A 26,493-nucleotide genomic window follows, 5' to 3' on the forward strand; every position below is an offset into this window, starting at 1 on the left:
AAAAGGAGCCGTTAAGACATATTTAACGGCTCCTTTTTTATGTTAAATCACGTTTTAAAAATACTGTATAGGAAATGATTAAAAATACAAATAAATACAGTAATAACATACATGATGCAAACGGGAACGTTACTCCATCAATAAAGCTTCCATTCTTTGCAATACTATATAAATCTGTGTTTGCTGGCAATAAATATTTCGCCCAATCATATCTAGTTGCTGCTAGTAATGCGATGTTTCCTGATAAAGCAAGAAATAGTGAAATACCAATCGCGCCTCCGCTAGATCTTGTTAGCACAGAAATCATAAACGCAAACGCTGCGTACACAATCGTCGGCAACCACGATAAAATATAATACTTACTAGCTTCTACAAAAATATTTTGTTTTATAATATTTCCATCTTGGAAAATAAACTCGCTCCATGCAGGCTGCTGGAATTTATAAATAACCAGTCCACATAAAATGGAGAAAATCATATTAAATATAAACAATAATGCTGCAAATATGACAATTGCTAAAAACTTAGCTGTCAAAATTTTAAAGCGACTCGCTGGTCGTATTGTTAAAAATTTATATGTTCCCCAGCTATATTCATTCGCAAAAATTGTACTTGCATACACGAGGATAAACGGAAGTAATATTGGAAATACGATAAAGCCTGTATCTCTCATGAAAGAAAGTGGAGAACTACTTGCCGGTGCTGTATCTGTATCTAAATGCTTCATCTTGAGCTGATATTCCTTTACAAGCTCATCCCCAGATCGTTCCGCTAAAATTGCTTCTTTTTCCATGCCTAGCTTTTTCTCAATTTCTACAGTTCGTTCTGTATAATCAGCTTTCCATCCTTTTGTTTCCGGCTCCAAATACTTTACAGTAACCCATCCTAATCCGATTATTAATACTGCAATAACTGCAAATGGAATAATCGTTCGCTTTCGCTTAAATATTTTATACAATTCGTTATACACTAAATTAAACAATATCTTTTCCCCCTGTTAATTCTAAAAATTGCTCTTCTAACGTTTTTCTTTCTTCATATACACGATACACTTGAATGTTTTTCTCAAGCAATGTACGAATAACATTTGGGATTTCTTCATCTTTTACATGAATAAGTAAATCATTACCTTTTATTAAAACATCTTGGTCTAACATTTCTGCCGCTTTATTCGCATCATCTACGCGTATACGGATTGTCTCCATCTCTTCACTTTGATTATGCTGAATATTTTGCGTCGCGACATATTCTCCGTGCTGAATAATGATAACTCTATCACACATTAATTCAACTTCTGAAAGTAAGTGACTAGATACAAGAACAGCTTTTCCTTGTTCATGTGCAATTTTCTTTATGTACATTCTCATTTCATGTATTCCACTAGGATCTAATCCATTCGTTGGTTCATCTAATATCAATACATCAGGATCGTGAATAAGCGCTTGAGCAATTCCTAATCGTTGTCTCATACCGAGTGAATATGCTTTTACTTTGCGATCAATGACTTGTCCCATACCTAGCAGTTTCACTACTTCATCGATACGTTCTTCTGTCACGTTACCATTCATGCGTCCGAAATATGTTAAATTCTCATAGCCACTCAAAAACGGATAAAATTCCGGTGTCTCAATTACCGCTCCAATTTTCGAGGCAGTACTTTCAAATTGCTGTTTTACAGATTGACCATCAATCCAAACTTCGCCCTCTGTCATACGAATCATGCCGACCATCATTCTCATTAAAGTCGTTTTTCCAGCACCATTTGGTCCAAGCAAACCAACTACTTCACCTTTTTTAACTTCGAAACTAATATTTTCTACAAGTGTCTTTGAACCGATTCGCTTCGTTAACCGCTCAACCTTTACAATCGATTGTTCATTTGTCATGCTATACAACCTTTCCTTCCCATTCTTTGTCAGGTCTTTACACTGTAACATGATTATTTTTATGTGTAAAATGGAAAAAGGCATGATTTCTCATGCCTTTTCTTTAAACTGAAATGAATTTTCATCTTGTAAACTTTGAACAAATCGAATACATTGCACCATCGATAATAGAAGGATAACAATCATAATTATACTCACTACTACTATTGCATATATTGTAATCGGTGCACTATTTATCCCTTGTATTCCTGTTATTTTCATAAAGATAATCGTAAATAATTTTAAAAATAACATCCCATTAACTAATCCAAAAACAAACGCTGCTCCATAAATAAATAATTGCTCCTGACATAATAAACATAGTACATCATTTCTCTTCCTATTCTCTGCTACATAAGATTTAATTTCTTCTTTCCTCGCTTGCAAAAGAGAATAAGTCATTTTATATGTAATAAACGTACATATGAAAATGACTACGATAAACAACGTGTAAAAACACATTTGAAATAAAAGTGTAGTCCCTAATTCCCCAGCAACTACTTCATTAAATTGTAGCGATATCATAAAAAACAAAATCATAATACTCATAGCAATCCACATAAATTGCTTCATCCTTTTGGTAGCAAATGTTCTTATATTTTTTCTCGCTAACCGACATAAAGACATAAAATTCTTCCCCTACCTTATTACATACGCATTCTATACTACTAGTGTATAAAAATATGACATTTTAAACATCGCACTACAATCGGAATTTTCTCTAAGTCTTTAGTCCTAGAAAACAAAAATGAACATGTTTATCTCTTTCGTATAGAACTAAAAAAAGAACACTAAAGCGGAAATGCAATTACATTTCCGCTTTAGTGTTTAACGAGGTGTATTTTTCAATAACTTAATTAATCTCATCCTCAACTTCTATTCTTTTCTTCTCTCTTGCAATTTTTAAAAACTCTAAAAGCTCTGGATTGCTATTCATTTTTTTGTAAGCGACTGACATTTCTGCAACAAAATTAGAATCATATAGCTCTTTATATACAACTTCCGTTTTATATAATTTATTTGCCGATACGGGTATGACTGTAATTCCAATCCCTGCTGCTACAAGTCCCATAACTGTTTGATATTCCGTTGCTTCTTGCACAATACGCGGGCTAAATCCAACTTCTCTACAAAGGGATAAAATTGTATCATACAAAGCTGGCCATACTGGTCTCGTAATAAATACAAACGGTTCATCCCGTAAATCTTCTATATGTATTTCATCTTTCTCTGCAAGTGGATGAGCCTTCGGTAAACATAAAGTACAAGATAGTTTTTGAATTGGCTCTAATTCTAATAATTGTGTCGGGATTGGTGGACGCAAAAATCCAATATCAATACGATTATCATGAAGTGCATGCACTTGATCCGGAGTAGATAATTCATGTAATGCAACAGATACCCTCGGAAATTTCTTTCTATACTCCCTTACGATAGATGGTAAAATATCATATATCGCCGCACCTACAAAACCAATTGAAAGTGAGCCCACTTCTCCCCTTTGGGCACTTTGTGCAATTTCTACAGCTTTTTCAATTTGTTCAAACGCTTTTTTTACTTCTTTCAAAAACATTTCTCCAGCTTCTGTTAATTCAACCTTTCTCTTCGTTCTTGAAAATAACATAACTCCCATTTCTTTTTCTAATTGCTGAATTTGTTGACTAAGCGGTGGTTGTGTCATTTGTAAACGAGCAGCTGCTCGTCCAAAGTGTAACTCCTCTGCCACTACAACAAAATATTGCAAATGCCGTAATTCCATTTTGGACACCCTTTTCCATTTCAATTAATACGTCTAATATATTAATAACATATAATTTATATATTAGACAAATTTTTTGAATGAACGTATAGTAGAAATTGTTAATTCTTTTTTACAATTTTTATGTAAAAAAAGAAAGAGGTGGTTACTGTATGAAATGGTGGAAATTAAGCGGACAAATTTTACTATTATTTTGTTTCGCTTGGACAGGTGAATGGATTGCAAAACAGGCACACCTCCCAGTTCCAGGAAGTATTATCGGTATTTTTTTATTATTAATCTCGTTAAAATTTAACCTAGTGAAAAAAGAGTGGATACAAGACGGTGCAGACTTTTTATTAAAAGAACTTATTTTATTTTTCATTCCTTCTGCAGTCGCTGTCATACGCTACAAAGATACACTATCACAATATGGAATCGATCTCATTTTAATTATTATGATTAGTACACTTTGTGTCACTCTCGTTACAGGACTCTTAACAGAATTGCTACTAAAGCGGAAAGGATCCGTGCAATGATCGGCTTTCTTTGTTTACTATTAACACTATTCACATATTGGATATCGAAGAAAATGTATCAACGCTGGAATTGGAGCTTACTTTCTCCTCTTCTCGTATGTCCTATTATTTTAATCGCGTTATTACTCGGACTAGACACATCTTATGAAACGTATGAAACTGGAGGCCACTGGTTAACAGAATTATTAAAACCTGCAACAGTTGCTTTTGCATGGCCAATCTATAAATACTTTGATTTACTTAAGAAACATGGAATGGCTATTTTACTTAATGTCATTGTCGGTTCGTTTCTATCAGTTATTACTTCAGCACTACTAGCAAATTATTTTCAAATTGATTCATCGTTAGAACATAGTTTAGCACCTCATATTGTAACGACGCCAATTGCAATGGCCATTTCAGAAATGATTGGTGGTATGTCACAATTAACAGCAGTATTTGTTGTTTTAACTGCGTTAACAGGAGCATTGCTCGGACCTTCTCTCATTCGTATATGCCGTATTAAAACAGCAATTGCAAAAGGTATTATGTTAGGAACGAGCGCAAATGGAACCGGTACATCAAAAGCATTCGAAATCGGTCCTGTAGAAGGAACGATTGCAAGTTTATCTATGCTTTTAACTGCAGGAGCTAGTTTAGTTATCGTTCCGCTTTTCTTATCGTGGATACATTGAAAAAGCAAGTGTTTACACACTCGCTTTTTTATTTATGTATTTGTTTAAAATCTCATAATCCTCCGGGAAAGATAACGTTAATTCCTTCATTTCATCTATCCTCTTCCAAGCAATTTCATGTATTAACTCATCAGGATCTTGGATTTTCATACTACCGCCTATTTTTTTTACGACATAATAATGAACGTATACAGGAACCCCATATGTAATTCCTTCTTTTTCGTATATTTTACTTACAACTTCCACATTGTAACCTGTTTCTTCCCAAACTTCTCGGATACAACATTCCTCTAGTGTTTCTCCTTTTTCAAGTCCTCCACTTGGGACGGACCACCTTTTTTCTTCACCCTTTTGTCCTTGCAATACCATTAAAACCTCATTTCTTTCATTTACACATACTGCTGCACAACCTATCCATCTTTCCATATACATCCCTCCCCTACTACTATTCGTCTCCTTTTTTATTTTCTCCTTGAAAAAAGAGGAAAAAAGGAAAACAATGACGAAAATTTACATCAACTTCATAGGCAGTTCCTTCTTAGAAATTAAAAACGGAAGGATGAAAGCATGATTTTTAAATATGTTGTGGAATGTGTCTTTTGTGAAGAAAATCGACAACCTCGCCAAGCTATCGTCACAGTTCCTGCTACCACTCAGCTACTAGCCATTGCAAAAGTGCGTGCAGAATGTAAACGTCGTTTCGGAAAAGCTTTATTATTACAAACTGAAATTAAAGAAGAAATAGTTTTTGAACAAAAAGAAAGCTGACCATAAATTGGTCAGCTTTCATATCCGATCATATTTTCACATGAAGATTAGGGGCATCCTCTTTAAGGATCGGGATTTTCCCATTATGTACGTTCCATAATGGTCATCGAACAATATATTTCTATACAATTCAATATTGAATAGAATAGGGCAAAACTTGTTCGCATTTTTAGAAAAGGGATAGGGATAGGGATATAATTCAAGTAGTACTTCGAATACTCGAACTTTACACTCATTATATTAAAGCAAATCCTTTTATATGGGAAATATGAATTACTTACATAATTCATTCGTAAAACATATTAGTTTGCTATATTATTTTTATCCCATTAATAACATACATCCAGCGAAAACTGGTGTCATAATCATTGAAAACTTCAAAAGCATACGTGGTGCATAATTTGTAAACTTCGCACCGATATAAGCTCCTAACATCGTCCCAATTAATACTTGCAATAATAATATATAATCTAGATACCCTTCTGAACTATATCCTAACCCACCCCCAATCGCAATGGGCAATATAACAAGCATTGTTGTTCCTACAGATTGCTGAATCGTCAATCCTAATAGAACCATTAATCCAAGTTGAATAAATGGTGCAGAACCAATCCCAAATGAACCAGCCATCATTCCAGTGACTAATCCAAGACATATACATTTCATTATGTTCTCTTTCGAAAAATCTTTAATCTCTGCTAAAAGTAACTCTTCCCTATTTTGAAACTTAATTAATTTAATAAACATAAAAATTGCAGATAAAAATAACATCCCAGCTGTAAACCAATGAAGAAGATGTCCTGGTATAAGTGAACCAATTTTTGAACCGATATAAGAACCAAGCGCTCCACATCCCCCAACAATCCCGCCTATAGTAAGTACTACATTTCCTTCACGATAATGACTTATAACCCCAGATAATGTCGTAAATGCCATAGCAGTTAAAGACGTTGCAAGTGCAACGTGAATAGGAATATGGAATACTAAAGTGAGTATCGCGATAATAAACCCGGCTCCCCCAGCTCCAACAAACCCTAATAAAATCCCCATTACTAACATCGTTATAATAATTGCCACATACTCTCCCTCCAGTAAGGCAATTATCCACCATATTCTTTCTTCTACACAAATAAAAAGCATCCATCTAGGATACTTTTTATTTCAATACTATGTACTTAATCTTGATTAATCAAAATAACCGCGGGGCCAGCGACTACTACTCCAGCTACTTCGATTTTTTCAAATTCCTTTACTGTAATAGATATAACGCCTTCTCTTTCCATCAATTCTTTACTCAGGACATCAGTCGGTATAGCTTTCACCGTCTTACCTCCTTTTCATTTATACAATATGCAAAAAACACCTTAACGCATCTATATATATGCATCACCTCCGCTTTCATTCCTTATTCCCTTCAAAACCCTTCTCTCCCTTCCGTAACGTATTGAAAAATAAAAAAAGCACTCGCAATCGCGAATGCTTTTTCATTATTTACTTTCTATTACTTTTAACATTCTATTAATAAATGCTGCCGATTCTCCACGCGTTGCAGAACCTTTCGGCATAAATTCATTATTATCATTTCCTTTTACAATACCTAATCCATAAACACGTTGTACAGCTTGTTTATCATATGCTAAATCTTGATCTGAAAATGGTAACGAGACTAAGTTACCTTTAATTTTTTTATATTGCAGTGCACGGTCAATCATGATAACAGCTTCATCTCGTTTAATCGTATCGTTTGGAGCAAATATACCATTTCCTCTACCACTTATTATCCCAGCACTTGCTGCACGATTAATACCATCTATTAGCGATGGATGTGCTGTATTTAAGTCATTAAAATTCGATGATCCTTCAGGTAGCTGCAATGATCTTGATATTAAATTTGCAAATTCACCACGTGTCACAAGGCGCTCTGGCCAATAAGAACCTTTTCCATCTCCAACCATAATACCGCGCTTATCTAATTCACGAATGTCTGCTTCATACCAACCACCCGTTATATCATCTTTATGGTTCGCATCATAATAAACTTTTGTTCCTTGTAAGAATGGTTCCCAACCATTGTTTTTAATCATAATGGCTGGACAATTTTTACCGCTCCAAAATTGATGCTTCTTCACATTTTCTAAAGGGATATTTAATTCCCCCATTAAATAAGCTGCTAGTTTACGAGCATTTTCAACAGCTTTATTATAATCACCATCTTCGTTTACAGCAATTTCAATCGCAATTGACTCTCGATTCCCAGTTCCTTCTGCTCCATCTCCTGCATGCCAAGCATTTTCGTTTAATGGCAGGTGTTGATAAATCTCTTTATCGTCTACTGTAAAGTGCCAAGAGGCTGAACGATCTTCCGTTCCCGTTGCTTGGTTATATAAATATATCGCATGGTTTCTAGCATTTGCCCCAACACTATAATTATCGGTCTCATGAATCGTAATATACTTCGGGTTCATCGCATAACCTGGACGAATATTTTCATTTCCTTTTGGTACAATCATTTCTTTTAAAGGTACACCATAAATATCCGTTGTTTTCTCTTCTATTGGCGCTGCATACATAGCTGCTGCACGTTTTGTACGTATTGGTGCTGCATCTTGTAAAAGTGAAGCTTTTGTTCCTTCAAATTTTGCTGAAGGTGAATGAATCCATTTTATCTCATTATTTATTTTTACTTGGAACCATTCTCCCGCCTGTCCAATTGCTTGAATAGTTTGCGGCTCCAGTACATTTTCTTCTTTGTATGAAGTAAATGGTTCAGAGTAAGTAGAGCTTTCTTCATTAATAACTAACTTTTCACTTAATAACGGGTGAATTTCTTTAACCTCTACATTTCCATCACTATTTTGTATCCATCCCGTTCCCGATGAAGTTTGAACATAGTAAGCGTTTCCTTTTCTCTTCTCAGCTTTTACGACTTGATTCGAAATACGAATCCCTGTCTCTTTTTGAAAATTACTAGAATCGTATAAAGGTACTTCTTTCACTATATGTACAAGAAACTCACCTTGCACTTCACTTCTTACTCCTTTATCTTCCCCTCGACCATCTTCATCTTTCATATGGTTTTCAATACTTTTTAAAGCTTGTTCATCAGATGAAACTGTAACAGTTTTTCCAAGTTCATTAGCATAGGAATAATTTGGAATCGTTACCATACTAAATACAATTGATGCAGCTAAAACATTATAAAATCCTTTTTTCATCATACTACTTAACACGCATATCATTAAATTCGTGTTAAAATTCCCCTCCTCAACCAAAATATAGATTATCTACTAAACTATTAAGCAACATAACCATTTACAATATAACAGACTCATTCCAATTCGTATAGATAGGAATGACTACTATTTGCCTACATTTACTATATTGGAATATAAAAAAGAAGCTATAATATATAGCTTCTCTCTACGGTTCTTTAATCGGTATGCACCTTATATTCCAAAACTTTACCATCTCTATCAAATTGTAAAACAAGATGTTCACTATCTATGGGAATAAAGCCACGTTCAGTTCCAAGATAGTACGAAGTGATAACCCCGTTTTCTTCATTTCTCGTTTCAGTAGGCGTTCCTAATAATTGTGTAATTTCTTCATTTGATTTTCCTGTTAATTTATATTTTTGCAATAGATCATCTACCATATGTACCCGTTTATCTTCAGCATGTAACCACCGATCTTGGTTAAACTTGGAAGTGTACGTATTCATACTTAATTGTGCAGTACATACTACTAACGGAATAAGTGCTACTATTAATACTCCCGACATTTGCTTCTTTTCTTCATTACGATTTTTAGCAACATATAAGATCGACTTTTGAATCATAACTAATAAAACAAATGGCATGACTATTATAAAAATGCTCGTTACACTTAATGACGTATGAGCCATACCAATAATAAACATAAGAGCAAGATACATGAGTATATACAAACAAATATAAACATACAAAATACCCCTTAATATAGCACTCAGAAAGCCCACCTCTTTTTAATTCATTATATAATTCATTCGATTAATGGTTTCTCGAAGTTTTTCTAACTCTTGACCTGTATATATTACTTTCCCCGTTAAGAATTCATTTCTGAAAAACGATACAAGTTGCTCTCTATCTTTTAATCTCGCCGTTTTTTCTTCAGAAAGATCTAACACTTCTTTCCCATTCTCATTATAAAAATATACAATCGGATTTATGTTTTCCTTTACAATATCAACTTGCATTTCTTTCAAACAATTGTATAGAATATGAGATAGTTTCTTCGCTCTATATACTGGGTTCCCTTCATTTTTCACTTGTATCGTTAATGAATCTTCACCTGTAATATATTCAAACGTCTCTTCTTTCTCTATCTCTTGTTGATACTTGCCAATTTCATCAATCATAAATGAATATGTACTAGCATTTTCTTTCGTTAAGCCATGAATTAATTTCCCTGTCCATTCTTTCGTTTCAAGTACATACATACCCGTTTTACTTAAAACAAGATGATGAATTCGAAAATCATTTCTTCCATGCTGATTTCTCATAAAAACATTCGGCATAATATGAAATTCATTATCTAGTATTATGCCTTGCTCTACGAAGCCACGCTTCATATACTGTAATGTTTCGTGTGTACTCACTTCGGCTCCATTTTTCGTATACTCTCGCAAATCTGCAATTAACTTTTGAAACATATGTATTTCGTTACTATGTTTTTCTTGCATTTCACTACGTTCTTTACTATGTTGCACAGCTAATTGATTTTTCATCATACGCATATTTTCAAGTTCTCTCGCTGCACTTATTTGTAAATCATTGTATTTTTTCTGTTCCATATTTTTTAATGTATTTTGCTGCTCTTTATGTTCTGTAACCGTAGCTGCAATTTCATTTTCGTACGTTTCAATTGCTTGTTTTTTTTCAAATTCCGCTTGCTGACTCTCTGATTCTAACTGTTTATTTTTATAAAACAGCACGAATACTGCAGCTAATAATAATAAAATTACACCTATTAGCACATATTCCATATTTTTTCTCCTTTATTTCATTTCCTGCTTTTTTCCATTCACATTTCTACTACATTATACTATGTAATTCCTATATTTTTTGTAAAAATTTCACACGCAGTCAAAAGACCTTGTAATTCTACAAGGCCTTTTGTAAACTTCCTTTATTTTGTAGTAAATACATATTATAATACAATCCTTGTTCACTCAGTAATTCTTGATGTGTCCCTCTCTCTACTATCTCTCCATCGTGCATAACAAAAATTTGATCTGCATCTTGTATGGTAGATAATCTGTGTGCAATCGCTATCGTAGTCCGTCCTTTTCGCATTTGCTGTAACGCTGTTTGGATTGCATCTTCAGTTTCTGTATCAATATTTGCTGTTGCTTCATCTAATACTAACACTTTCGGATTCGTTGCTATCGTTCTAGCGAAAGCAATTAATTGTCGTTGACCACTAGAAAATGCAGCTCCTCTTTCTACTACTTCCGTTTCATACTGCTCTGGTAATTTTTCAATAAACGTATTCGCTTGCACAAATTGTGCCGCTTCTTTTACTTCTTCATCCGTAATTTCTTCATTATACATACGAATATTTTGCTTTACATTTCCCGCAAATAAAAATGCATCTTGCAATACAAGTCCTATTTTCTTTCTAATTTCTTGTTCTTCAAATTTCTCTAACTCTACACCATCTATTACAATATTTCCGGACTTAATATTATAGAATCTCAGTAATAAATTCATAATAGTACTCTTTCCGCTGCCAGTGTGCCCAACGAAAGCAACCGTTTGCCCTTGTTTCACGTGAAAAGATACATTTTTTAAAACATCACGTTTTCCATCGTACGAAAAAGTAACATTTTTAAATTCAATATCTCCATTAATAACTTGAGGATTTCCATCCCCTTTTTGAACTGGCGCTAAATCTTTCTCATCCATTAAATGAAATACACGTGATGATGAAACCAGTGCCTGTTGGAAAAATGATAATTTCATCATCATCTCATTTACAGGCTGGAAGAAACGATGGATATAGTTAACAAACGCATATAAAACGCCTACTTCAACAGGACTCTTCAAAGCATCAATTCCAAATAAACCAAGTACTAACGCAATAGCTACAATATGAACTAAATCAGTTGCTGGACGTAAAAGCAATGCATCTAACTTTAATGTACGTCGCCCTGCACTATAATGTTTATTATTCACTTCTTCAAATTCTTTTCTCATGCGCTTTTCTTGTCTGAACACTTGAACAATATTCATCCCCTGAATGGACTCGTTTAACTTTGCATTTAACACACTTAATTGATTACGGACTTCTAAATAAAAAGCTGCACTTTTCCGGCGATATAATACCATAATCGCAAACATGATCGGAATTAATACGAGAGAAAATAGCGCTAATTTTACATTTAATAAAAACATCGCTACTAAAATCCCTACTAAAAATACGATATTTTTAACAAATGTTGATAATACACTGACATAAAAGTCTTTAATTGCTTCTGTATCATTCGTTATGCGCGATACGAGCGTACCAATCGGCGTACGATCAAAGAAACTTAATGACAACTTTTGAACATGCTCATATACTTCAACACGCATATCTTGAACAATTTTAAAAGCGATATTTTGAAAATATAACAAGTCTAAATAAGTAAATAATACTTTTAATAAGTGAGCAACAATATACACTACAAATAGAGTAACAAGTGCTGATTGATCAAAGTTACGTGGTACTAAGTGTTCATCAAGGAATTGTTTAATTAAAAAAGGACCCATCATTTCTGTTACAGTTGCACCAACTAGAAATAAAAATGCTAATGCTAACAGTCCTTTATATGGCCTCATATAAGACAGTAATCTTCTTAAATCGCTCTGTTTTTTCTCAGCCATCATACGCCTCCTTTCTCGACTAATGCTTCTAACTGCTGGCTCTCATACATTTCTTTATACCAACCATGTTCTTTCATTAGTTGTTCATGTGTACCTCGTTGTACAATTTTACCTTCATCCACAACAAGAATAAGATTGGCATGCTGAATTGCACTTAAACGATGGGCAGTAATAATTGTCGTTTTCCCTGCTCTCTCCCTCTTTAAAGCATTTAAAATCGTTTCTTCTGTTTTTGCATCTACCGCTGATAAACAATCATCTAAAATTAATATTTCAGCATCCGTTAATAAAGCACGCGCAATAGAAATTCTCTGTTTTTGACCTCCAGATAAAGAAACGCCTCTTTCCCCAACTACTGTTTCATACCCCTCTGAAAATTGAAGGATGTCATTGTGAATACAAGCAATCTCTGCAGCACGGGTAATTTCATTATATGTAGCATCCGCCTTTCCAAAGGCAATATTCTCCCCAATACTCGCCGAAAATAAAAAATGATCTTGCGGCACATATGAAATAGCAGAACGGACACCGTAAAGTGTTACATCGCGAATATCCCGCTCTCCAACTTTTAATTCACCATTAAAATGATCATACTCACGGATTAAACATTTTAATAAAGTCGTTTTCCCTGCACCTGTACGTCCTACAATCCCTAACGTTTCCCCTTTCTTCAAATCAAAATGAATATCTGTTAAATGTAACAGTTCATTTTTCTTATACGAAAACGAATCAACCGCAAATGAAACATCACCGCTCGCTATTGTATGCACAGCATTTTCTCTATTTACTACATCTGATTTTTGTGAGAGAATTTTTTCTACACGGTCATACGAAGCACGCCCACGCTCCATAATATTAAACAGCCATCCAAACGCTAACATCGGCCAAACGAGGGTACCTAAATACGTCGTAAATGTAACGAGATCACCTACTGTTAATTCACCTCTCACAACTAATACTGACCCGTAACATACTGCGATTAAAAATGAAAATCCTACGATAAGAGCGATTGTTGGATCAAATAACGAATCAATACGTGCAACTAACATATTTTTATGTACGACATCTTCTGATTTTTTTCGGAACGCTTGCAAATCTTCTTTTTCTTGTCCAAGCGATCGAATTACCTTCATCCCACTCATACTCTCTTGCACTTTATCATTGATTTCCGAAAACGATTGCTGTGCTTTATGAAACCTTTTATGTAATAAAGTGCCGTAATAATTTGTCGATATTGCTACAATCGGCATTGGAATTAAGCTTAACAATGTTAACTTCCAACTAATTGTAAAACCCATTGCTACGAGTACACATCCTCCAACAGCCAATGAATCAACAAGTGTTAAAACACCCGCCCCAGCAGTTTGCTGAATTGCTTGAATATCATTGGTCGCGTGCGCCATTAAATCACCTGTGCGATTTGACTGATAGAAAGATGGACTCATCTTTGTAAAATGTTCATACAAATTTTTCCGTAATTGGCGAGCTAACTTTAAGGAAGACCCAAAAATCATAATGCGCCACACGTAACGTAATATGTACATCGTAATACCTACGAGTACTAAGAGTACAACCCATTTTAGTAACTTATCAGTCGTTAATGTTCCATCGTTAATTTCATCTACAACAATCCCAATCACTTTTGGTGCTACAAGTTCTAAAAGTGCGACGCCAAATAATAAAATAATTCCGGTTATGTACGCTCGTTTTTCTTGTTTAAAAAACCACGCTAAATTCATAAACACTTTCATATTTTTCCTCCTCCCTTAAAATGAGCGATGTTTTCAGTTTAACAAAAATACAGAATTTTTAAAAGTTTTAAACTCTATTCATATAAAAAAGAAAAGACACTCTTAGCGAGTGTCTTTTAGCGCTTATTTCATTTGTTGCTTGTTCATCGCGCTCATCATTTGATTGATTTTCTTTTGGGATGGTTTTTGTCCCATTTGCATCATCATCATTTTTAACATTTGTTCGTTAATTGGTGGATTTTTTTGTAAGTAATTCATCATGTATTTGCGGGCAATGAAAAATCCTAACGCCACGCCTGCTACTAGTGCTACTACGCCCACTAGAATACCTAACCAAATTGGCATATATTTTCCTCCTTCATGTTGTCTACCTTACAGTGTACTAAAACCTTTTCAATAAGACAAGATACAATTCGACATTTTTTACACATATGTTCGTACTTGTTTTAGAGGATTCAGCCATCCGTACTTTGTATTTTCATAATCCATAGCTAAAAATGTTAATTCACACTTCCGAAGCACCTCAAAGAAAGTCGTTTCCATAGAAACATTTCCAGAGGTATTCATGCGAATATAGTGTGGTTTCACCATTATTTCGCCATATTCTGCCCCTGTATAAAGTGTATGTGTATGATGTGTTCGATCATATTTACCAAGAACGCGCAAAGCTTGTTCTAATTTATGATGAATTTTCATTACTTGTAATGGCATCGTTATATACATCATTTGTTTATATAACACTTTTTTCTCCGAAAGGGACCCAGATTCTGAAAATCGAGCAAATAAATCAAAAAACAAATATTCACGACCAAAGTAAGCTTTCGCAATATCCTCTTGAATTAAATACAATTCATACGTTTTCATCTTTCGCCTCCCAATCTGGACAACCTTTTCTCTTCATTATATAGAAGAAATTTTGCAATGATTGTCTGACTGCGGAGAGAGAAAAAACTTTTTCTGTCGAAAAAACTCATTTACATAGAAAAACCTCTCCATGCCGGAGAGATTTTTCTAAAATCATTAAAGCATTTCTTTTACTTTACGAACAACGTTCTCTACAGTAAATCCATACTCTTCCATAATCTTCTCACCAGGAGCAGAAGCACCGAATGTATCGATACCTAACACATCTCCTTCAAGACCTACGTAACGGTGCCATCCGAATGTAGCACCCATTTCGATTGCGAAACGTTTTGTTACTGCTTTTGGTAATACAGATTCTTTGTACTCAGCAGTTTGAGCTTCAAAGCGATCCATAGATGGCATGCTGACAACAGATGCGTCAACACCGTCTACTGCTAATGCTTTTTGAGCTTCAACAGCTAGACTTACTTCTGATCCAGTTGCAAGTAAGATTACATCAGCTGTTTCTTTCTTGCTTGCAGAAACTACATATGCACCTTTTGCTACTTTTTCATACGTATCGTCTTTTGCACCTTCTAATGTTGGAAGATCTTGACGAGTTAATACTAAAGCAGTTGGTTTGTTTGTAGATTCAAGAGCTAGTCTCCAAGCCGCAACAGACTCGTTACCATCAGCTGGACGGATAACAGATACATTTGGCATCGCACGTAGCGCTGCTAATTGCTCGATTGGTTCATGTGTTGGACCATCTTCACCAACAGCGATACTGTCATGTGTGAACACATATGTTACCGGCAATTGCATTAATGCTGCAAGACGAATTGCTGGACGTAAGTAGTCAGAGAATACGAAGAATGTACCACCGTAAGTTTTTAAACCACCATGTAGTGCAATACCGTTCATTGCTGCACCCATTGCGAACTCACGTACACCGTACCAGATGTTTTTACCGCTGTAATCATCTCTTGTAAAGTCTTTTTCGTTATTCATGTATGTTTTGTTAGAACCAGCAAGGTCAGCAGACCCACCGAAGAATGATGGCACAGACTCTGCAATTGCATTAATTACAGCACCTGAAGAATTACGAGTTGCTGCTTTTGATCCTAATTCATAAGTTGGTAAGTTTTGCTCCCAACCTTCTGGAAGAAGACCATTCATTGCCGCTTGCAGTTCGTTTGCTAATTCTGGGTATGCTTGTGCATATTCACCTAGCATCGTGTTCCACTCAGCTTGCGCAGTTTCACCAACATCTTGTACAGTTTTACGGAAGTTGTCATATACTTCTTCTGCTACATGGAAGTCTTGCTCAGCAGTCCAAGCGTATGCTTCTTTCGTTAACTTTGTTTCTTCTACACCAAGTGGAGAACCATGTGAAGCTGATTTTCCTGATTTGTTTGGAGAACCGAAACCAATTGTCGTTCTTACTTCAATTAGCGTTGGGCGTTTTTCGTCGGCTTTCGCTTCTTCGATTGCTTTCGCGATAGCTTCAATATCATTTCCATCCTCAACACGGATTACTTGCCATCCGTATGCTTTGTAACGATCTTCTACACTTTCAGAGAATGAACGATTTAAATCGCCATCTAATGAAATATCGTTTGAATCGTAAAGCACAACAAGACGACCTAATTGTAAATGAGCAGCTAATGAAGATGCTTCAGCAGAAACGCCTTCCATTAAATCTCCATCACCACAAATAGCGTATGTATAATGATCTACTACATTATACGCATCACGGTTATATTTAGCAGCTAAATGTCTTTCTGCCATTGCCATACCTACAGCAGTTGCAATACCTTGTCCAAGTGGACCAGTCGTTGCATCTACACCAGCTGTATGACCGTACTCAGGATGTCCTGGAGTTTTGCTTCCCCATTGACGGAAGTTCTTTAAGTCATCCATTGTTACATCATAACCAGATAGGTGAAGTAGGCTGTATAATAACATTGAACCATGACCTGCAGATAATACGAAACGATCACGGTTAAACCACGTTGGGTTATTTGGATTGTGTTTCATAAATTGAGTCCATAATGTATAAGCCATTGGTGCTGCACCCATTGGCATTCCTGGGTGACCAGAGTTTGCTTTTTCAATCGCATCGATGGATAATGTGCGAATCGTGTTGATAGAAAGTTGTTCGATTGAATGTGACATGCTATTCTTCCCTTCGCTTATATTAGTAAACGTTTTATACATTTATATGATAGCTTCCCACGCAAGATTATACAACATGTATCGACAAATATGTTGATGTTTTTTTGATTTTTTATAAAAAAATCAATGTTTTCGGGAATGTATGGGCATTCAATATGACATACTTTTTCATTATTTTTATTTTGAAAAGAAAGGGAATTATCTGTATATTTATGCAGATATACAAAATTCTTCTATACTAACTTTTTAACCCACTTGTGAACTACCCCCACTTAACATGATTATTATCTACTTTCATTGTTAACCAAACTTTACCTCTTATAAGATTGATTATATCAGGGGCGAAATAAATAGGAAAACCAAATGTTTGGCTACGCCAAACCGAAATTCATCTCCCACCTACCGCTAGACTATCGTCTTTCACACGCCCCAGGAAGGAGATTTCTTTCGGATAATTCGTTAAAAATACAAAAAAGCATCTAAATTCGATGCTTTTCAAATCAGTTACACAATCCGTTTCCGAATCGAACTTGAAATAAAATCAATGATAATGACCATTAAAATGATGCCCAATAAAATAATTCCCACACGAGACCAATTACGTGAACTCAGCGCAAAAATTAGGGGCGTACCAATACCACCAGCTCCAATAACACCTAAAATGGCAGCGGATCGTACATTAATTTCGAACCTGTATAATGTATACGATAGAAAATCTGGTAGTACTTGTGGCAATACTGCATACCAAAGTATTTGAAACCGGTTTGCACCTGTAGCTATTAACGCCTCTGTCGGCCCCTTATCTATATTTTCAATTCCTTCTGAATATAATTTCCCTAACATCCCAATAGAGTGTAACCCTAAAGCTAGAACGCCGGCAAAAGAACCTGGTCCAACAGCTTTTATAAATAAAAGGGCCATAACTAATTCAGGAAATGTACGGACAAAACTAAGTACAAATTTCCCAGTTCCCGAAGTTAATTTTCCACTACTCATATTCGTTGCCGCCCAAAAAGCGAATGGAACAGATAAAAAGGCAGAAATAAATGTACCTAATATTGCTATTGCCAACGTATCAATTAAACCATGTAATAGATCTTCACCATCTGGCAAAGATACATACGCCCAATCTGGATTCAATACACCTGTCATAATTGCTTTTGTAATTTCTCCTGCCGTATCCTTAATTCCTTCTAGCGGTACTCCTGAAAAAGCCCATACGTAAACAAATGTAAGTGCTATAAAAATAAACAAGCGATACACACTCGGTTTCTTCGGTTTTGGTACGATTATCGTCGTTTTACTCATTATAATTTCTCCCGCAACAATGTACTTACATAATCAATTAACAATACAACAACAAGGGTATAGATAATAATAGATGCAGTTTGCTGATATTGTAAAAATCCAAGTGTACGATCATAGTATAATCCAATACCACCTGCTCCTACTAAACCTAAAACAGCTGCTGCACGTACGTTCACCTCAAATGTATACAGAACATAAGAGACAAAATGCGCTTTCACTTGCGGAATTACTCCATAAACAATCCATTTCACTTTATTTGCTCCTACTGCTGTCATCGCCTCTAACGGACCTGGATCAATTGATTCAATTGACTCATACAACAATTTCGCCACGAGCCCAATCGAGAAAAAAGTAAGAGCCAGAATACCTGGAAGTGGCCCGATTCCAAAAATCGCTACGAAAATTGCCGCTAATAATAAATCTGGTATCGTTCGGATAAAATTTAATATCATTCGAGCTGGACTGTATAAAAATGTACTAGTAAATACATTACTTGCCGCAAATAGTGCCAGCGGAATAGCTAAAATCGCACCTAAAGTCGTCCCAATAATCGCCATACGTATTGTATCTAACATCGCTGTTGTAATAACTTGAAAATAACTCCAATCTGGCGGCACCATCTCTTTTAACAAATCCATCATATTAGGAAAACCAACTACTAGTTTTGACAATGATGCATCGACCTGTACACTACTTCCCCACAACAGTAAAATGACTAGAACAGCCGTTAACATATGTTTCAACTTACTCGGTGGCTTCGGTATCGATTTCGAATATATCGTCACGTCATTCATTTAACTGCCACCTCTAACAATTCACTTTTCTGTACTACGTCACCATAAATTTCAGCAAACTTTTCATCCGTTGCCTCTTCTACTAAGCCATCAAAAACAATTTCTCCTGCATGTAATCCAATAATGCGCGTCGCATATTGCCTAGCTAAATCAATAGAATGTAAGTTTACAATTGTTGTAATTCCAAAATCTTCATTAATTTTCTTCAAATCATCTAATACTTGCTTTGTTGTTAGCGGATCTAACGATGCAACAGGTTCATCTGCCAATATGATTTTTGCTTCTTGCGCCAACGCTCTAGCAATCGATACACGTTGCTGTTGTCCTCCTGATAATTCATCAGCACGCGCATATGCTTTTTCTAAAATATTTACTCTTTTTAACGATTGAAAAGCAAGCTCCAAATCTTCTTTCGGAAATAGGCCTAACGTTGTACGCAACGTCGAATGATACCCAACACGGCCAGCTAATACGTTCTTTAATACTGTTGATCGCTTTACAAGGTTAAAACTTTGAAAAATCATACCAATATCCCGGCGCATGCGGCGTAATCCTTTTCCTTTCGCAGCCGTAATAGACTCACCTTCAATCATGATTTCTCCTTCTGTAATCTCATGAAGACGATTTACCGATCTTAGAAGTGTAGACTTTCCAGCTCCGGAAAGCCCTACCATTACAACAAACTCACCTTTTTGAATTTTCAAGTTTATATTATTCAATCCTTTTGTACCATTTGGATACACTTTGGAAACATTTCGAAACTCTATCACACATCTTACCTACCTTCTATGTATTCAAAACGGCAAACTAACTGAAAACATACCTTTCCAGCTAGTTGCCATTTCCATATGTATTATTGCGTTTTTACTTTCTTTCCATATTCACGAACGATATCAAATTTACTATCATCAGATTTAACATATCCTTCATGTGAATATACTTCTTTAATGATTTTGTGACCTTCCTCATTCTTTCCAATTTCAATGAAAGCATCCTGTAATTTCTTGCTCCACTCTTCATCTAAATCAGAACGTACCGAAATCGTATCGTTTGGAATTTTCTCCGTAAATTTCACTATTTTCGTTTGATCGAATATATTCGGATAATCTTTTTTTACAATATTACGAGCATCTTGGAATACAACAGCTGCATCTACATCACCATTTAAAAGAGCAATAAGCGACTGATCGTGACCTTTTAATGTAACAGGTTTCACATCTTTTAACGGATCAACGCCCTCTTTTAATAGTACAGCCGCAGGCCACACATATCCCGCTGATGACGTTACATCTTGATAGCCAATTTTTTTACCTTTTAAATCTTTTACACTATTAATATTTGAATCTTTCTTAACAACAAACTCAGATTTATAAAAGTCTACTAAGTCCTTTGTAGGAGCTCCCGTTTCATCATCTACGCCAAAACGTTGCGCTTGTAAAATTACGTTTGCTGCCTTTTTCTCATGTGCTAACACATACGCTGTTGGGGGTAAAAATCCCACATCTACTTGCTTAGATGCCATCGCTTCTACAATTGTATTATAATTCGTTGAAATACTAACTTTTACTGGAATATTTAACTTATCACTTAATAGCTTCTCAAGTGGTTTTGCCTTCGCCTCTAACGTATCTGCATTTTGAGAAGGAACAAATTGAACATTTAAAGTCTTCGGTACATACCCTTTTTTCGTATCTTCATTTTTACTTGCGCTTGATTCCTTCGTTCCACAGCCACTTAACAAACCCGCTGCTAATACAACTGTTGTGCTCATTGCAAAAACTTTTTTCAACATGTTAATGCCTCCATTTTTCATTGTTATAAAATAACCTTTCATAAACATGAAGAAATATATCACACATTTTTACAAATAATTGATTATTTACAGAATCTTTACACATTCTATACACTCACATTAAAATTCTCTCCATATATTTGATATGCTTAATCAGTAGATAATAATAGAAAAGGTGAATGATATTGAATCAAAATCAAATTGTAACTTTAAACATCCTATTAACAAGTGATATACATGGTACTGTTTATCCAATTCACTACCAAGATAACTCTCCAGCAGAAATTGGTTTAGCTAAGATTTCTACTCTTATAAAAAAAGAACGGTCCCAAAATAAAAACGTTCTTTTAATTGATAACGGTGACTTCATACAAGGAACACCATTTACTTACCATTACGCTACATATGAAAAAGATAAGAAAAACCCAATGTCATTAATAGCAAACTATTTACGTTATGACGCTGCAGTGATTGGGAATCATGAATTTAATTATGGAATGGATGTATTAAACAATGCTATTTCTACTGCAAACTCCCCATATTTATCAGCAAATATTTTAGACAAAAGCAGTAAAAAACCTTATTTCGGGAAACCATATATAATAAAACATATTGAAGCAAATATAAAAATTGCTATTTTAGGGGTGACAACGCATTATATTCCAAATTGGGAACAACCCCATCACATTAAAGACTTGCAATTTGAAGATGCGTTAGAAACAACAAAAAATTGGGTTTCTTACATTCACGAACATGAGAAACCAGATTTACTAGTCGTAGCGTATCATGGGGGATTTGAACGCGATTTACAAACTGGAGAACCGACTGAAGTTTTAACAGGCGAAAACCAAGGGTATGCTATGTGTCATGAAATTGAGGGCATAGATATTTTATTAACAGGCCATCAGCACCGAGAAATGGCTCAAACAGTGGGTAATGATGTAACAATTTTACAGACTGGATGTAACGGACATTCAGTTGGAAAAGTAACTGTAACATTTGAAAAAATGAAACAAGAGTGGGTAAAAAAAGAGAGTTATTCAGAACTATTGACTGTGCAAGAAATCGAGGCAGATCCAGATGTTCTTTACTTGGTAACCGATTATGAAGCGAAAACACAAAAATGGCTTGATCAACCTATTGGAACCATCCACGGTGACATGCAAATTTCAGATGCTATGCAAACTCGTTTGCAAGACCATCCTTTTATTGAATTCATAAATAAAATACAGATGGATATGGCTAATGTTTCTATTTCTTGTACAAGCTTATTCCATAATACATCTCCAGGTTTCCCGACATATGTAACAATGCGTGACATCGTTTCTAATTATATTTATCCAAATACATTAAAAGTAATTAGAATAACTGGAGCTGATATAAAAGATGCTCTCGAACTCTCTGCTTCTTATTTCACATTAAAAGAAGATGGAACCATCATCGTAAACCCTAGCTACATAGAACCAAAACCGCAACACTATAATTACGATATGTGGGAAGGAATTTCGTACGTATTAAACATTTCCAAACCAATTGGCGACAGAGTAGAATCTTTACAGCATAAAGGCACTCCTCTTAATATGAGTGAAGAATATGACGTCGTTATGAATAATTATCGCGCGAGCGGCGGAGGGAACTTCTTTATGTTTCAAAATAAGCCCGTAATAAAAGATATACCAACAGATATGTCTGAACTTATCGCTAACTATATATTGAAGCACAAAAAGATAGAGGCAACAGTTAATAACAACTGGAAAGTTATTAAATAAATAAATAAAAAAAGATGGGCTTCGCCCATCTTTTAGTTTAATTTTGCATTATCTTGCTTTTTTAAAGCTTTTAATTTCGCCGGTGTAACATCAGTACCTTGTTCGTTAACGACTTTAATTCCTTTTAGTTCGTTTAACATATTTTGACGAAATCCTTTTAAATATTGTTCACGTAGCGATTGACGCTCACGTTGTTCTTCTTCAGTTAAACCTTCAGCTTTTGCTTTTTTCGCTAAGAAGTTAATGCGTTCAACGAGTTCGTGACTAAGCATCTCGAATCCCCCTTCTACTCAAAACTGATTATTATCATACAATAGTTACTCTTCTTTATCAAGCAATTGCTTTGTATACTCTACATATCTACGATGTACCGTCGCTTTTGAAACATTATGACCAAAGCCACGTAGTGTTGCTGCAATTTCTTCGAAAGTAAGTTCACTCTTACGCAAACGTACAATTTCCTCAATTGGCACTTCTTTCTTCTCTCGTCCTACACTTAAATGACGATTCTTTAAATTATTTTCTGGACGATAGCCTTTTTCTACTGCTCGTTGCATACCACGTTTAATTTTTAAATTATGAATCTTTCTTTGATACTCTTCAACAATACCAATAATATCTAATACCATTGAATCAGAATCCGACAATTGCAATTCACCATTATGTGTATGCGTATATACTTTTATTCCTTCTTTATGTAAACAGTGCATTAACGCAATCTTCGCATTCCCCCTACCAAGGCGCGTTTCATCTTGTATAAGTAGCACATCAATTTGTTCGTCTCGAATTGTATCTAGCACTTCTAATATGCCATCACGTTCAATTGTATAGCCACTAGCCTGCTCTTCAATCACCTTAGTAACATTCATTTGATAGCGCTCCGCTAAATGCAATAATTCATCTTTTTGACGTAATAATGATGTTTCTTGCGCTTCTTTTGTTGTACTCACACGCGCATAAATAATTGCATTCATTATGAACCCCTCTTTCTCACTATAATTTCCCTTTAGTGTAACATAAATTCGCCTTTTGTTCGAACTTATGTTTGTAGAATGTTTTTTCACATGTTATACTTATTAATAAGAAAAATGAAAGAAAACGAGGTGTTAGAAAACATGGAAAAGTTAACGAAACGCCAGCAAGACATTCTCGACTTTATTAAGCTAAAAGTACAAGAAAAAGGATATCCACCTTCCGTACGTGAAATTGGCCAAGCAGTCGGCCTCGCTTCTAGTTCTACAGTGCACGGACATTTATCAAGATTAGAAGAAAAAGGATACATTCGACGCGATCCAACAAAACCACGCGCAATTGAAATTTTAGGTGAAGACCGAATGGATACAGAAACACAATCTGTTATTCAAGTTCCAATTGTCGGGAAAGTTACTGCTGGATTACCAATTACAGCAGTCGAAAGCGTTGAGGAACACTTCCCTCTTCCAGCTAGCATTGTCGCAGGAGCAGATCAAGTGTTTATGTTACGTATTTCTGGAGATAGTATGATTGAAGCTGGTATTTTCGATGGAGATTTAGTTGTTGTTCGTCAACAACAGTCTGCATATAATGGTGAAATTGTAGTCGCTTTAACAGAAGATAATGAAGCAACTGTTAAACGTTTCTATAAAGAAAAAGACCATTTCCGTCTACAACCGGAAAACTCTTCATTAGAACCTATCATTTTAAAGAAAGTGTCAGTTATCGGTAAAGTAATTGGCGTATATCGTGATTTACATTAAGAATATAAAAGAAGATAATTACCTTATTTATATAAGGTAATTATCTTCTTTTTTGTATTTTGATAGATTTTCACACATTCTATTTCTTACGAACGCGTTTCAATCGTCACATCGCCCGCAGCTGTTTTACCGCTAATCTTTTTACTCCCATTACCAATCGTTACGTCTTTATTTTCTTCATTAAAAATTGTTACATCCCCGGCAGCACTTTGCCCAGTAATTACCGCATCTTTTGGTTTTTCCGATAAAGTAATATTTACATCTCCCGCAGTTGAACTTGCTTCTAGATTGTACTTAGAATCATGATCTAGAATATTTATTTCCCCACTGGTCGTTTTTGCAGTCACTTTCCCTATTACTTTTTTAAAGTTTACTTCACCAGCTTTTGTAGATCCCTCCACATTCTTAGCCGTTACATGTTTCAAATCCACTTCTCCAGTAAGTGTTCTAGCACTTACACGGTCACTTTTCACATCACTTATTTCAATTTGTCCAGCAGATGAATTTACTTTTACATCTTGGTAAGAGCGTTCAGGCACAAGGAGAGTCAATGTAGACGTTTGAAACCTAAAATCGTAAAAAGAAAAATCAAATGAAGCACCTTTTTCTCTTTCCCCAATGATTTTTAATGTGTCACCATCTTCAGTAATACGAATCTCTTGTTTACGCGCATCTCCTAATTGCTTTACATAAAAAGAAGCGTCAGGAGATTTTTGGACAACAATATCCCCGACATCTAACTTAACTTCTATATTTTTTAGTGTTTCGTTTTTAATTATATCTTCTTTGTTTCCTTTTTCTGCAGTTTGCACTGCTTTTTCATATGTTTGTGAAATTCCTATTACTCCAATAATGATACAAGCGATCGCTACTAACAATATTTTTTTCATCATCTACTCCCCTTTTATCATTTTGAAGTTCCATATGACATAACGTACACATAACCTTTTAAACCACTTCGTACTATAATAAGCGATAATACATAACAACAAACCTATCCCAACAAATGTTATACTTACGAATACATCTAACCATATAAATGTACCCATAAATACTTTTCCAATTACGAAAAATGGTGTCACTACACTAGCAATCCCACCGACCCAAAAAGAGAATATAAAAGCGATAATTGCAACTAACGGGCCTAATACAATAATGAAATTAAACAAACTAAGTCCAATCGCTGCCATGACAGCTCTTGTCACATTTGAAGTTGACGGATCTTTTTTCATTTCATCAAATCGATACATCGCAAGTAATTCTTTTGCAATTACTTTCGGAGAGCCAAGACCCTTTATTATTTCCGATTCAGTTTTCCCCTCTTCTATCCCAAACTGAAAATGCTCTTCATAATCAAATAAAATATCTTTCCTCTCTTCGTCCGGTAACTTTCTAAGATGACTTGATAATTCCTTAAGAAACTGTTCTTTACTCATCCCATTCCACCCCTTCAATAATTTCTTGTACACCTTTCGCAAAATCACGCCACTCTGTTACTAACAAATTCAGTTGCGTTTCCCCTTGCTCAGTTAGTTGATAATATTTGCGAGGTGGTCCTTCCGTAGATTCTTTTAAATACGTTTGAAAATATCCTTCCTTCGTTAAACGGCGTAATAAAGGATATACTGACCCTTCCGATATTAAAAATTTATTTGAGATTTGCTGAACAAGTTCATAGCCGTAGCAATCCTTACGTTTCACAAGTGCCAGTACACATAGTTCTAACACACCTTTTTTAAACTGAACGTTCAAGGACAATCCCCCTTTCTCATT

The 26,493-nt window shown here is 35.2% G+C and carries 29 protein-coding genes; 5 read left to right on the top strand and 24 right to left on the bottom strand.

Features of this window, described 5'->3' with window-relative positions; all coding sequences use genetic code 11:
• Positions 1–37: 37 nt before the first annotated feature.
• The 4 genes from ACTFNE_RS11640 to alsR form a co-directional block, all read right to left on the bottom strand.
• The gene (locus ACTFNE_RS11640) at positions 38–982 is read right to left on the bottom strand and encodes an ABC transporter permease (protein WP_046198981.1); all 945 of its coding nucleotides are present in this window, start codon (positions 980–982) and stop codon (positions 38–40) included.
• Entirely contained in the window at positions 975–1,886 is a 912-nt protein-coding gene (locus ACTFNE_RS11645) for an ABC transporter ATP-binding protein (RefSeq protein WP_000180642.1), read from the bottom strand. The genes ACTFNE_RS11640 and ACTFNE_RS11645 overlap by 8 nt, the downstream gene beginning before the upstream one ends.
• Positions 1,887–1,976: 90 nt before the next feature.
• Positions 1,977–2,552, bottom strand: a complete 576-nt coding sequence (locus tag ACTFNE_RS11650; RefSeq protein WP_000050622.1) for an FtsX-like permease family protein — start codon at positions 2,550–2,552, stop codon at positions 1,977–1,979.
• Positions 2,553–2,778: 226 nt separating this feature from the next.
• The gene (alsR, locus tag ACTFNE_RS11655; protein ID WP_000423226.1) at positions 2,779–3,684 is read right to left on the bottom strand and encodes an acetoin biosynthesis transcriptional regulator AlsR; all 906 of its coding nucleotides are present in this window, start codon (positions 3,682–3,684) and stop codon (positions 2,779–2,781) included.
• 152 nt (positions 3,685–3,836) lie between these two features.
• On the opposite strand from alsR, the gene ACTFNE_RS11660 reads away from it, so the two are divergent.
• Entirely contained in the window at positions 3,837–4,202 is a 366-nt protein-coding gene (locus ACTFNE_RS11660) for a CidA/LrgA family holin-like protein (RefSeq protein WP_000872364.1), read from the top strand.
• Positions 4,199–4,876, top strand: a complete 678-nt coding sequence (locus ACTFNE_RS11665) for an LrgB family protein (protein ID WP_000578958.1) — start codon at positions 4,199–4,201, stop codon at positions 4,874–4,876. The genes ACTFNE_RS11660 and ACTFNE_RS11665 overlap by 4 nt, the downstream gene beginning before the upstream one ends.
• A 12-nt stretch (positions 4,877–4,888) precedes the next feature.
• On the opposite strand, the gene ACTFNE_RS11670 is transcribed toward ACTFNE_RS11665, so the two are convergent.
• Positions 4,889–5,302, bottom strand: a complete 414-nt coding sequence (locus ACTFNE_RS11670; protein ID WP_000442971.1) for an NUDIX hydrolase — start codon at positions 5,300–5,302, stop codon at positions 4,889–4,891.
• A gap of 141 nt (positions 5,303–5,443) precedes the next feature.
• Between ACTFNE_RS11670 and ACTFNE_RS11675 the strand changes: the two genes are divergently transcribed.
• Entirely contained in the window at positions 5,444–5,644 is a 201-nt protein-coding gene (locus ACTFNE_RS11675) for a DUF3903 domain-containing protein (protein WP_046198982.1), read from the top strand.
• A 321-nt stretch (positions 5,645–5,965) separates the two neighbouring features.
• Here ACTFNE_RS11675 and ACTFNE_RS11680 read toward each other — a convergent pair whose 3' ends face one another.
• From ACTFNE_RS11680 to ACTFNE_RS11745, 14 genes are all read right to left on the bottom strand, one after another.
• The gene (locus tag ACTFNE_RS11680; protein WP_000974648.1) at positions 5,966–6,721 is read right to left on the bottom strand and encodes a sulfite exporter TauE/SafE family protein; all 756 of its coding nucleotides are present in this window, start codon (positions 6,719–6,721) and stop codon (positions 5,966–5,968) included.
• A gap of 98 nt (positions 6,722–6,819) precedes the next feature.
• Positions 6,820–6,966, bottom strand: a complete 147-nt coding sequence (locus ACTFNE_RS11685) for a BC1881 family protein (RefSeq protein ID WP_000644411.1) — start codon at positions 6,964–6,966, stop codon at positions 6,820–6,822.
• 165 nt (positions 6,967–7,131) lie between these two features.
• Positions 7,132–8,859 carry an S-layer homology domain-containing protein gene (locus tag ACTFNE_RS11690; RefSeq protein WP_046199011.1) on the bottom strand — a complete coding sequence of 576 codons (1,728 nt, stop codon included), beginning with the start codon at positions 8,857–8,859 and terminating at the stop codon, positions 7,132–7,134.
• A 215-nt stretch (positions 8,860–9,074) separates the two neighbouring features.
• Positions 9,075–9,641 carry a hypothetical protein gene (locus ACTFNE_RS11695; RefSeq protein WP_074533031.1) on the bottom strand — a complete coding sequence of 189 codons (567 nt, stop codon included), beginning with the start codon at positions 9,639–9,641 and terminating at the stop codon, positions 9,075–9,077.
• Between the two features lie 6 nt (positions 9,642–9,647).
• A complete protein-coding gene (locus tag ACTFNE_RS11700) occupies positions 9,648–10,667 on the bottom strand; it encodes a nuclease-related domain-containing protein (protein ID WP_046198983.1) in 1,020 nt (339 codons plus the stop codon).
• Between the two features lie 118 nt (positions 10,668–10,785).
• Positions 10,786–12,549, bottom strand: a complete 1,764-nt coding sequence (locus tag ACTFNE_RS11705) for an ABC transporter ATP-binding protein (protein ID WP_000818391.1) — start codon at positions 12,547–12,549, stop codon at positions 10,786–10,788.
• Complete coding sequence (locus ACTFNE_RS11710) at positions 12,549–14,300, bottom strand: ABC transporter ATP-binding protein (protein WP_046198984.1); 1,752 nt, start codon at positions 14,298–14,300, stop codon at positions 12,549–12,551. Before ACTFNE_RS11710 ends, ACTFNE_RS11705 begins: the two co-directional genes overlap by 1 nt.
• Positions 14,301–14,423: 123 nt before the next feature.
• Complete coding sequence (locus ACTFNE_RS11715; RefSeq protein WP_001123317.1) at positions 14,424–14,645, bottom strand: YneF family protein; 222 nt, start codon at positions 14,643–14,645, stop codon at positions 14,424–14,426.
• Positions 14,646–14,723: 78 nt separating this feature from the next.
• Positions 14,724–15,164 carry a sporulation inhibitor of replication protein SirA gene (gene sirA / locus ACTFNE_RS11720; RefSeq protein WP_000860645.1) on the bottom strand — a complete coding sequence of 147 codons (441 nt, stop codon included), beginning with the start codon at positions 15,162–15,164 and terminating at the stop codon, positions 14,724–14,726.
• A 156-nt stretch (positions 15,165–15,320) separates the two neighbouring features.
• A complete protein-coding gene (gene tkt / locus ACTFNE_RS11725) occupies positions 15,321–17,321 on the bottom strand; it encodes a transketolase (protein ID WP_000019770.1) in 2,001 nt (666 codons plus the stop codon).
• A 504-nt stretch (positions 17,322–17,825) separates the two neighbouring features.
• A complete protein-coding gene (gene phnE / locus ACTFNE_RS11730) occupies positions 17,826–18,629 on the bottom strand; it encodes a phosphonate ABC transporter, permease protein PhnE (protein ID WP_000047890.1) in 804 nt (267 codons plus the stop codon).
• The gene (gene phnE, locus ACTFNE_RS11735) at positions 18,629–19,423 is read right to left on the bottom strand and encodes a phosphonate ABC transporter, permease protein PhnE (protein ID WP_001000756.1); all 795 of its coding nucleotides are present in this window, start codon (positions 19,421–19,423) and stop codon (positions 18,629–18,631) included. The genes phnE (ACTFNE_RS11730) and phnE (ACTFNE_RS11735) overlap by 1 nt, the downstream gene beginning before the upstream one ends.
• Entirely contained in the window at positions 19,420–20,193 is a 774-nt protein-coding gene (gene phnC / locus ACTFNE_RS11740; protein WP_000569254.1) for a phosphonate ABC transporter ATP-binding protein, read from the bottom strand. The genes phnE (ACTFNE_RS11735) and phnC overlap by 4 nt, the downstream gene beginning before the upstream one ends.
• Positions 20,194–20,276: 83 nt before the next feature.
• Positions 20,277–21,215 carry a phosphate/phosphite/phosphonate ABC transporter substrate-binding protein gene (locus ACTFNE_RS11745; RefSeq protein WP_000915052.1) on the bottom strand — a complete coding sequence of 313 codons (939 nt, stop codon included), beginning with the start codon at positions 21,213–21,215 and terminating at the stop codon, positions 20,277–20,279.
• Positions 21,216–21,400: 185 nt separating this feature from the next.
• On the opposite strand from ACTFNE_RS11745, the gene ACTFNE_RS11750 reads away from it, so the two are divergent.
• Positions 21,401–22,984, top strand: a complete 1,584-nt coding sequence (locus ACTFNE_RS11750; protein WP_270706000.1) for a bifunctional metallophosphatase/5'-nucleotidase — start codon at positions 21,401–21,403, stop codon at positions 22,982–22,984.
• A gap of 32 nt (positions 22,985–23,016) precedes the next feature.
• On the opposite strand, the gene ACTFNE_RS11755 is transcribed toward ACTFNE_RS11750, so the two are convergent.
• Together ACTFNE_RS11755 and ACTFNE_RS11760 are read right to left on the bottom strand one after the other, a co-directional pair.
• Entirely contained in the window at positions 23,017–23,256 is a 240-nt protein-coding gene (locus ACTFNE_RS11755; protein WP_000948565.1) for a DUF896 domain-containing protein, read from the bottom strand.
• 45 nt (positions 23,257–23,301) lie between these two features.
• Positions 23,302–23,958, bottom strand: a complete 657-nt coding sequence (locus ACTFNE_RS11760) for a YneB family resolvase-like protein (RefSeq protein WP_000991471.1) — start codon at positions 23,956–23,958, stop codon at positions 23,302–23,304.
• Between the two features lie 141 nt (positions 23,959–24,099).
• On the opposite strand from ACTFNE_RS11760, the gene lexA reads away from it, so the two are divergent.
• A complete protein-coding gene (lexA, locus tag ACTFNE_RS11765; protein WP_270705999.1) occupies positions 24,100–24,720 on the top strand; it encodes a transcriptional repressor LexA in 621 nt (206 codons plus the stop codon).
• Between the two features lie 86 nt (positions 24,721–24,806).
• Here lexA and ACTFNE_RS11770 read toward each other — a convergent pair whose 3' ends face one another.
• From ACTFNE_RS11770 to ACTFNE_RS11780, 3 genes are read right to left on the bottom strand one after another with little or no spacing between them, the layout of a single operon-like run.
• Entirely contained in the window at positions 24,807–25,613 is an 807-nt protein-coding gene (locus tag ACTFNE_RS11770) for a DUF4097 family beta strand repeat-containing protein (protein WP_071727079.1), read from the bottom strand.
• On the bottom strand, positions 25,614–26,156 hold the full coding sequence (locus tag ACTFNE_RS11775; protein ID WP_046198986.1) for a DUF1700 domain-containing protein: 543 nt from the start codon (positions 26,154–26,156) through the stop codon (positions 25,614–25,616).
• Entirely contained in the window at positions 26,149–26,472 is a 324-nt protein-coding gene (locus ACTFNE_RS11780; protein ID WP_001102620.1) for a PadR family transcriptional regulator, read from the bottom strand. The genes ACTFNE_RS11775 and ACTFNE_RS11780 overlap by 8 nt, the downstream gene beginning before the upstream one ends.
• Between the last annotated feature and the right edge of the window lie 21 nt (positions 26,473–26,493).

It is taken from the genome of Bacillus cereus group sp. MYBKT111-2, assembly GCF_051915205.1.
In the GTDB taxonomy this organism is placed as follows: domain Bacteria; phylum Bacillota; class Bacilli; order Bacillales; family Bacillaceae_G; genus Bacillus_A; species Bacillus_A paranthracis.

Bases quoted from the DNA above. Each gene is read 5' to 3' on its own strand.
- ACTFNE_RS11710 (WP_046198984.1), bottom strand. From the start codon at position 14,300: ATGAAAGTGTTTATGAATTTAGCGTGGTTTTTTAAACAAGAAAAACGA.
- tkt (WP_000019770.1), bottom strand. From the start codon at position 17,321: ATGTCACATTCAATCGAACAACTTTCTATCAACACGATTCGCACATTA.
- ACTFNE_RS11650 (WP_000050622.1), bottom strand. From the start codon at position 2,552: ATGTCTTTATGTCGGTTAGCGAGAAAAAATATAAGAACATTTGCTACC.
- ACTFNE_RS11690 (WP_046199011.1), bottom strand. From the start codon at position 8,859: ATGAAAAAAGGATTTTATAATGTTTTAGCTGCATCAATTGTATTTAGT.
- ACTFNE_RS11745 (WP_000915052.1), bottom strand. From the start codon at position 21,215: ATGTTGAAAAAAGTTTTTGCAATGAGCACAACAGTTGTATTAGCAGCG.
- ACTFNE_RS11760 (WP_000991471.1), bottom strand. From the start codon at position 23,958: ATGAATGCAATTATTTATGCGCGTGTGAGTACAACAAAAGAAGCGCAA.
- ACTFNE_RS11665 (WP_000578958.1), top strand. From the start codon at position 4,199: ATGATCGGCTTTCTTTGTTTACTATTAACACTATTCACATATTGGATA.
- ACTFNE_RS11670 (WP_000442971.1), bottom strand. From the start codon at position 5,302: ATGGAAAGATGGATAGGTTGTGCAGCAGTATGTGTAAATGAAAGAAAT.
- alsR (WP_000423226.1), bottom strand. From the start codon at position 3,684: ATGGAATTACGGCATTTGCAATATTTTGTTGTAGTGGCAGAGGAGTTA.
- ACTFNE_RS11775 (WP_046198986.1), bottom strand. From the start codon at position 26,156: ATGAGTAAAGAACAGTTTCTTAAGGAATTATCAAGTCATCTTAGAAAG.
- ACTFNE_RS11675 (WP_046198982.1), top strand. From the start codon at position 5,444: ATGATTTTTAAATATGTTGTGGAATGTGTCTTTTGTGAAGAAAATCGA.
- ACTFNE_RS11645 (WP_000180642.1), bottom strand. From the start codon at position 1,886: ATGACAAATGAACAATCGATTGTAAAGGTTGAGCGGTTAACGAAGCGA.
- ACTFNE_RS11660 (WP_000872364.1), top strand. From the start codon at position 3,837: ATGAAATGGTGGAAATTAAGCGGACAAATTTTACTATTATTTTGTTTC.
- phnE (WP_000047890.1), bottom strand. From the start codon at position 18,629: ATGAGTAAAACGACGATAATCGTACCAAAACCGAAGAAACCGAGTGTG.
- sirA (WP_000860645.1), bottom strand. From the start codon at position 15,164: ATGAAAACGTATGAATTGTATTTAATTCAAGAGGATATTGCGAAAGCT.
- ACTFNE_RS11715 (WP_001123317.1), bottom strand. From the start codon at position 14,645: ATGCCAATTTGGTTAGGTATTCTAGTGGGCGTAGTAGCACTAGTAGCA.
- lexA (WP_270705999.1), top strand. From the start codon at position 24,100: ATGGAAAAGTTAACGAAACGCCAGCAAGACATTCTCGACTTTATTAAG.
- ACTFNE_RS11755 (WP_000948565.1), bottom strand. From the start codon at position 23,256: ATGCTTAGTCACGAACTCGTTGAACGCATTAACTTCTTAGCGAAAAAA.
- ACTFNE_RS11705 (WP_000818391.1), bottom strand. From the start codon at position 12,549: ATGGCTGAGAAAAAACAGAGCGATTTAAGAAGATTACTGTCTTATATG.
- phnE (WP_001000756.1), bottom strand. From the start codon at position 19,423: ATGAATGACGTGACGATATATTCGAAATCGATACCGAAGCCACCGAGT.
- ACTFNE_RS11770 (WP_071727079.1), bottom strand. From the start codon at position 25,613: ATGATGAAAAAAATATTGTTAGTAGCGATCGCTTGTATCATTATTGGA.
- ACTFNE_RS11700 (WP_046198983.1), bottom strand. From the start codon at position 10,667: ATGGAATATGTGCTAATAGGTGTAATTTTATTATTATTAGCTGCAGTA.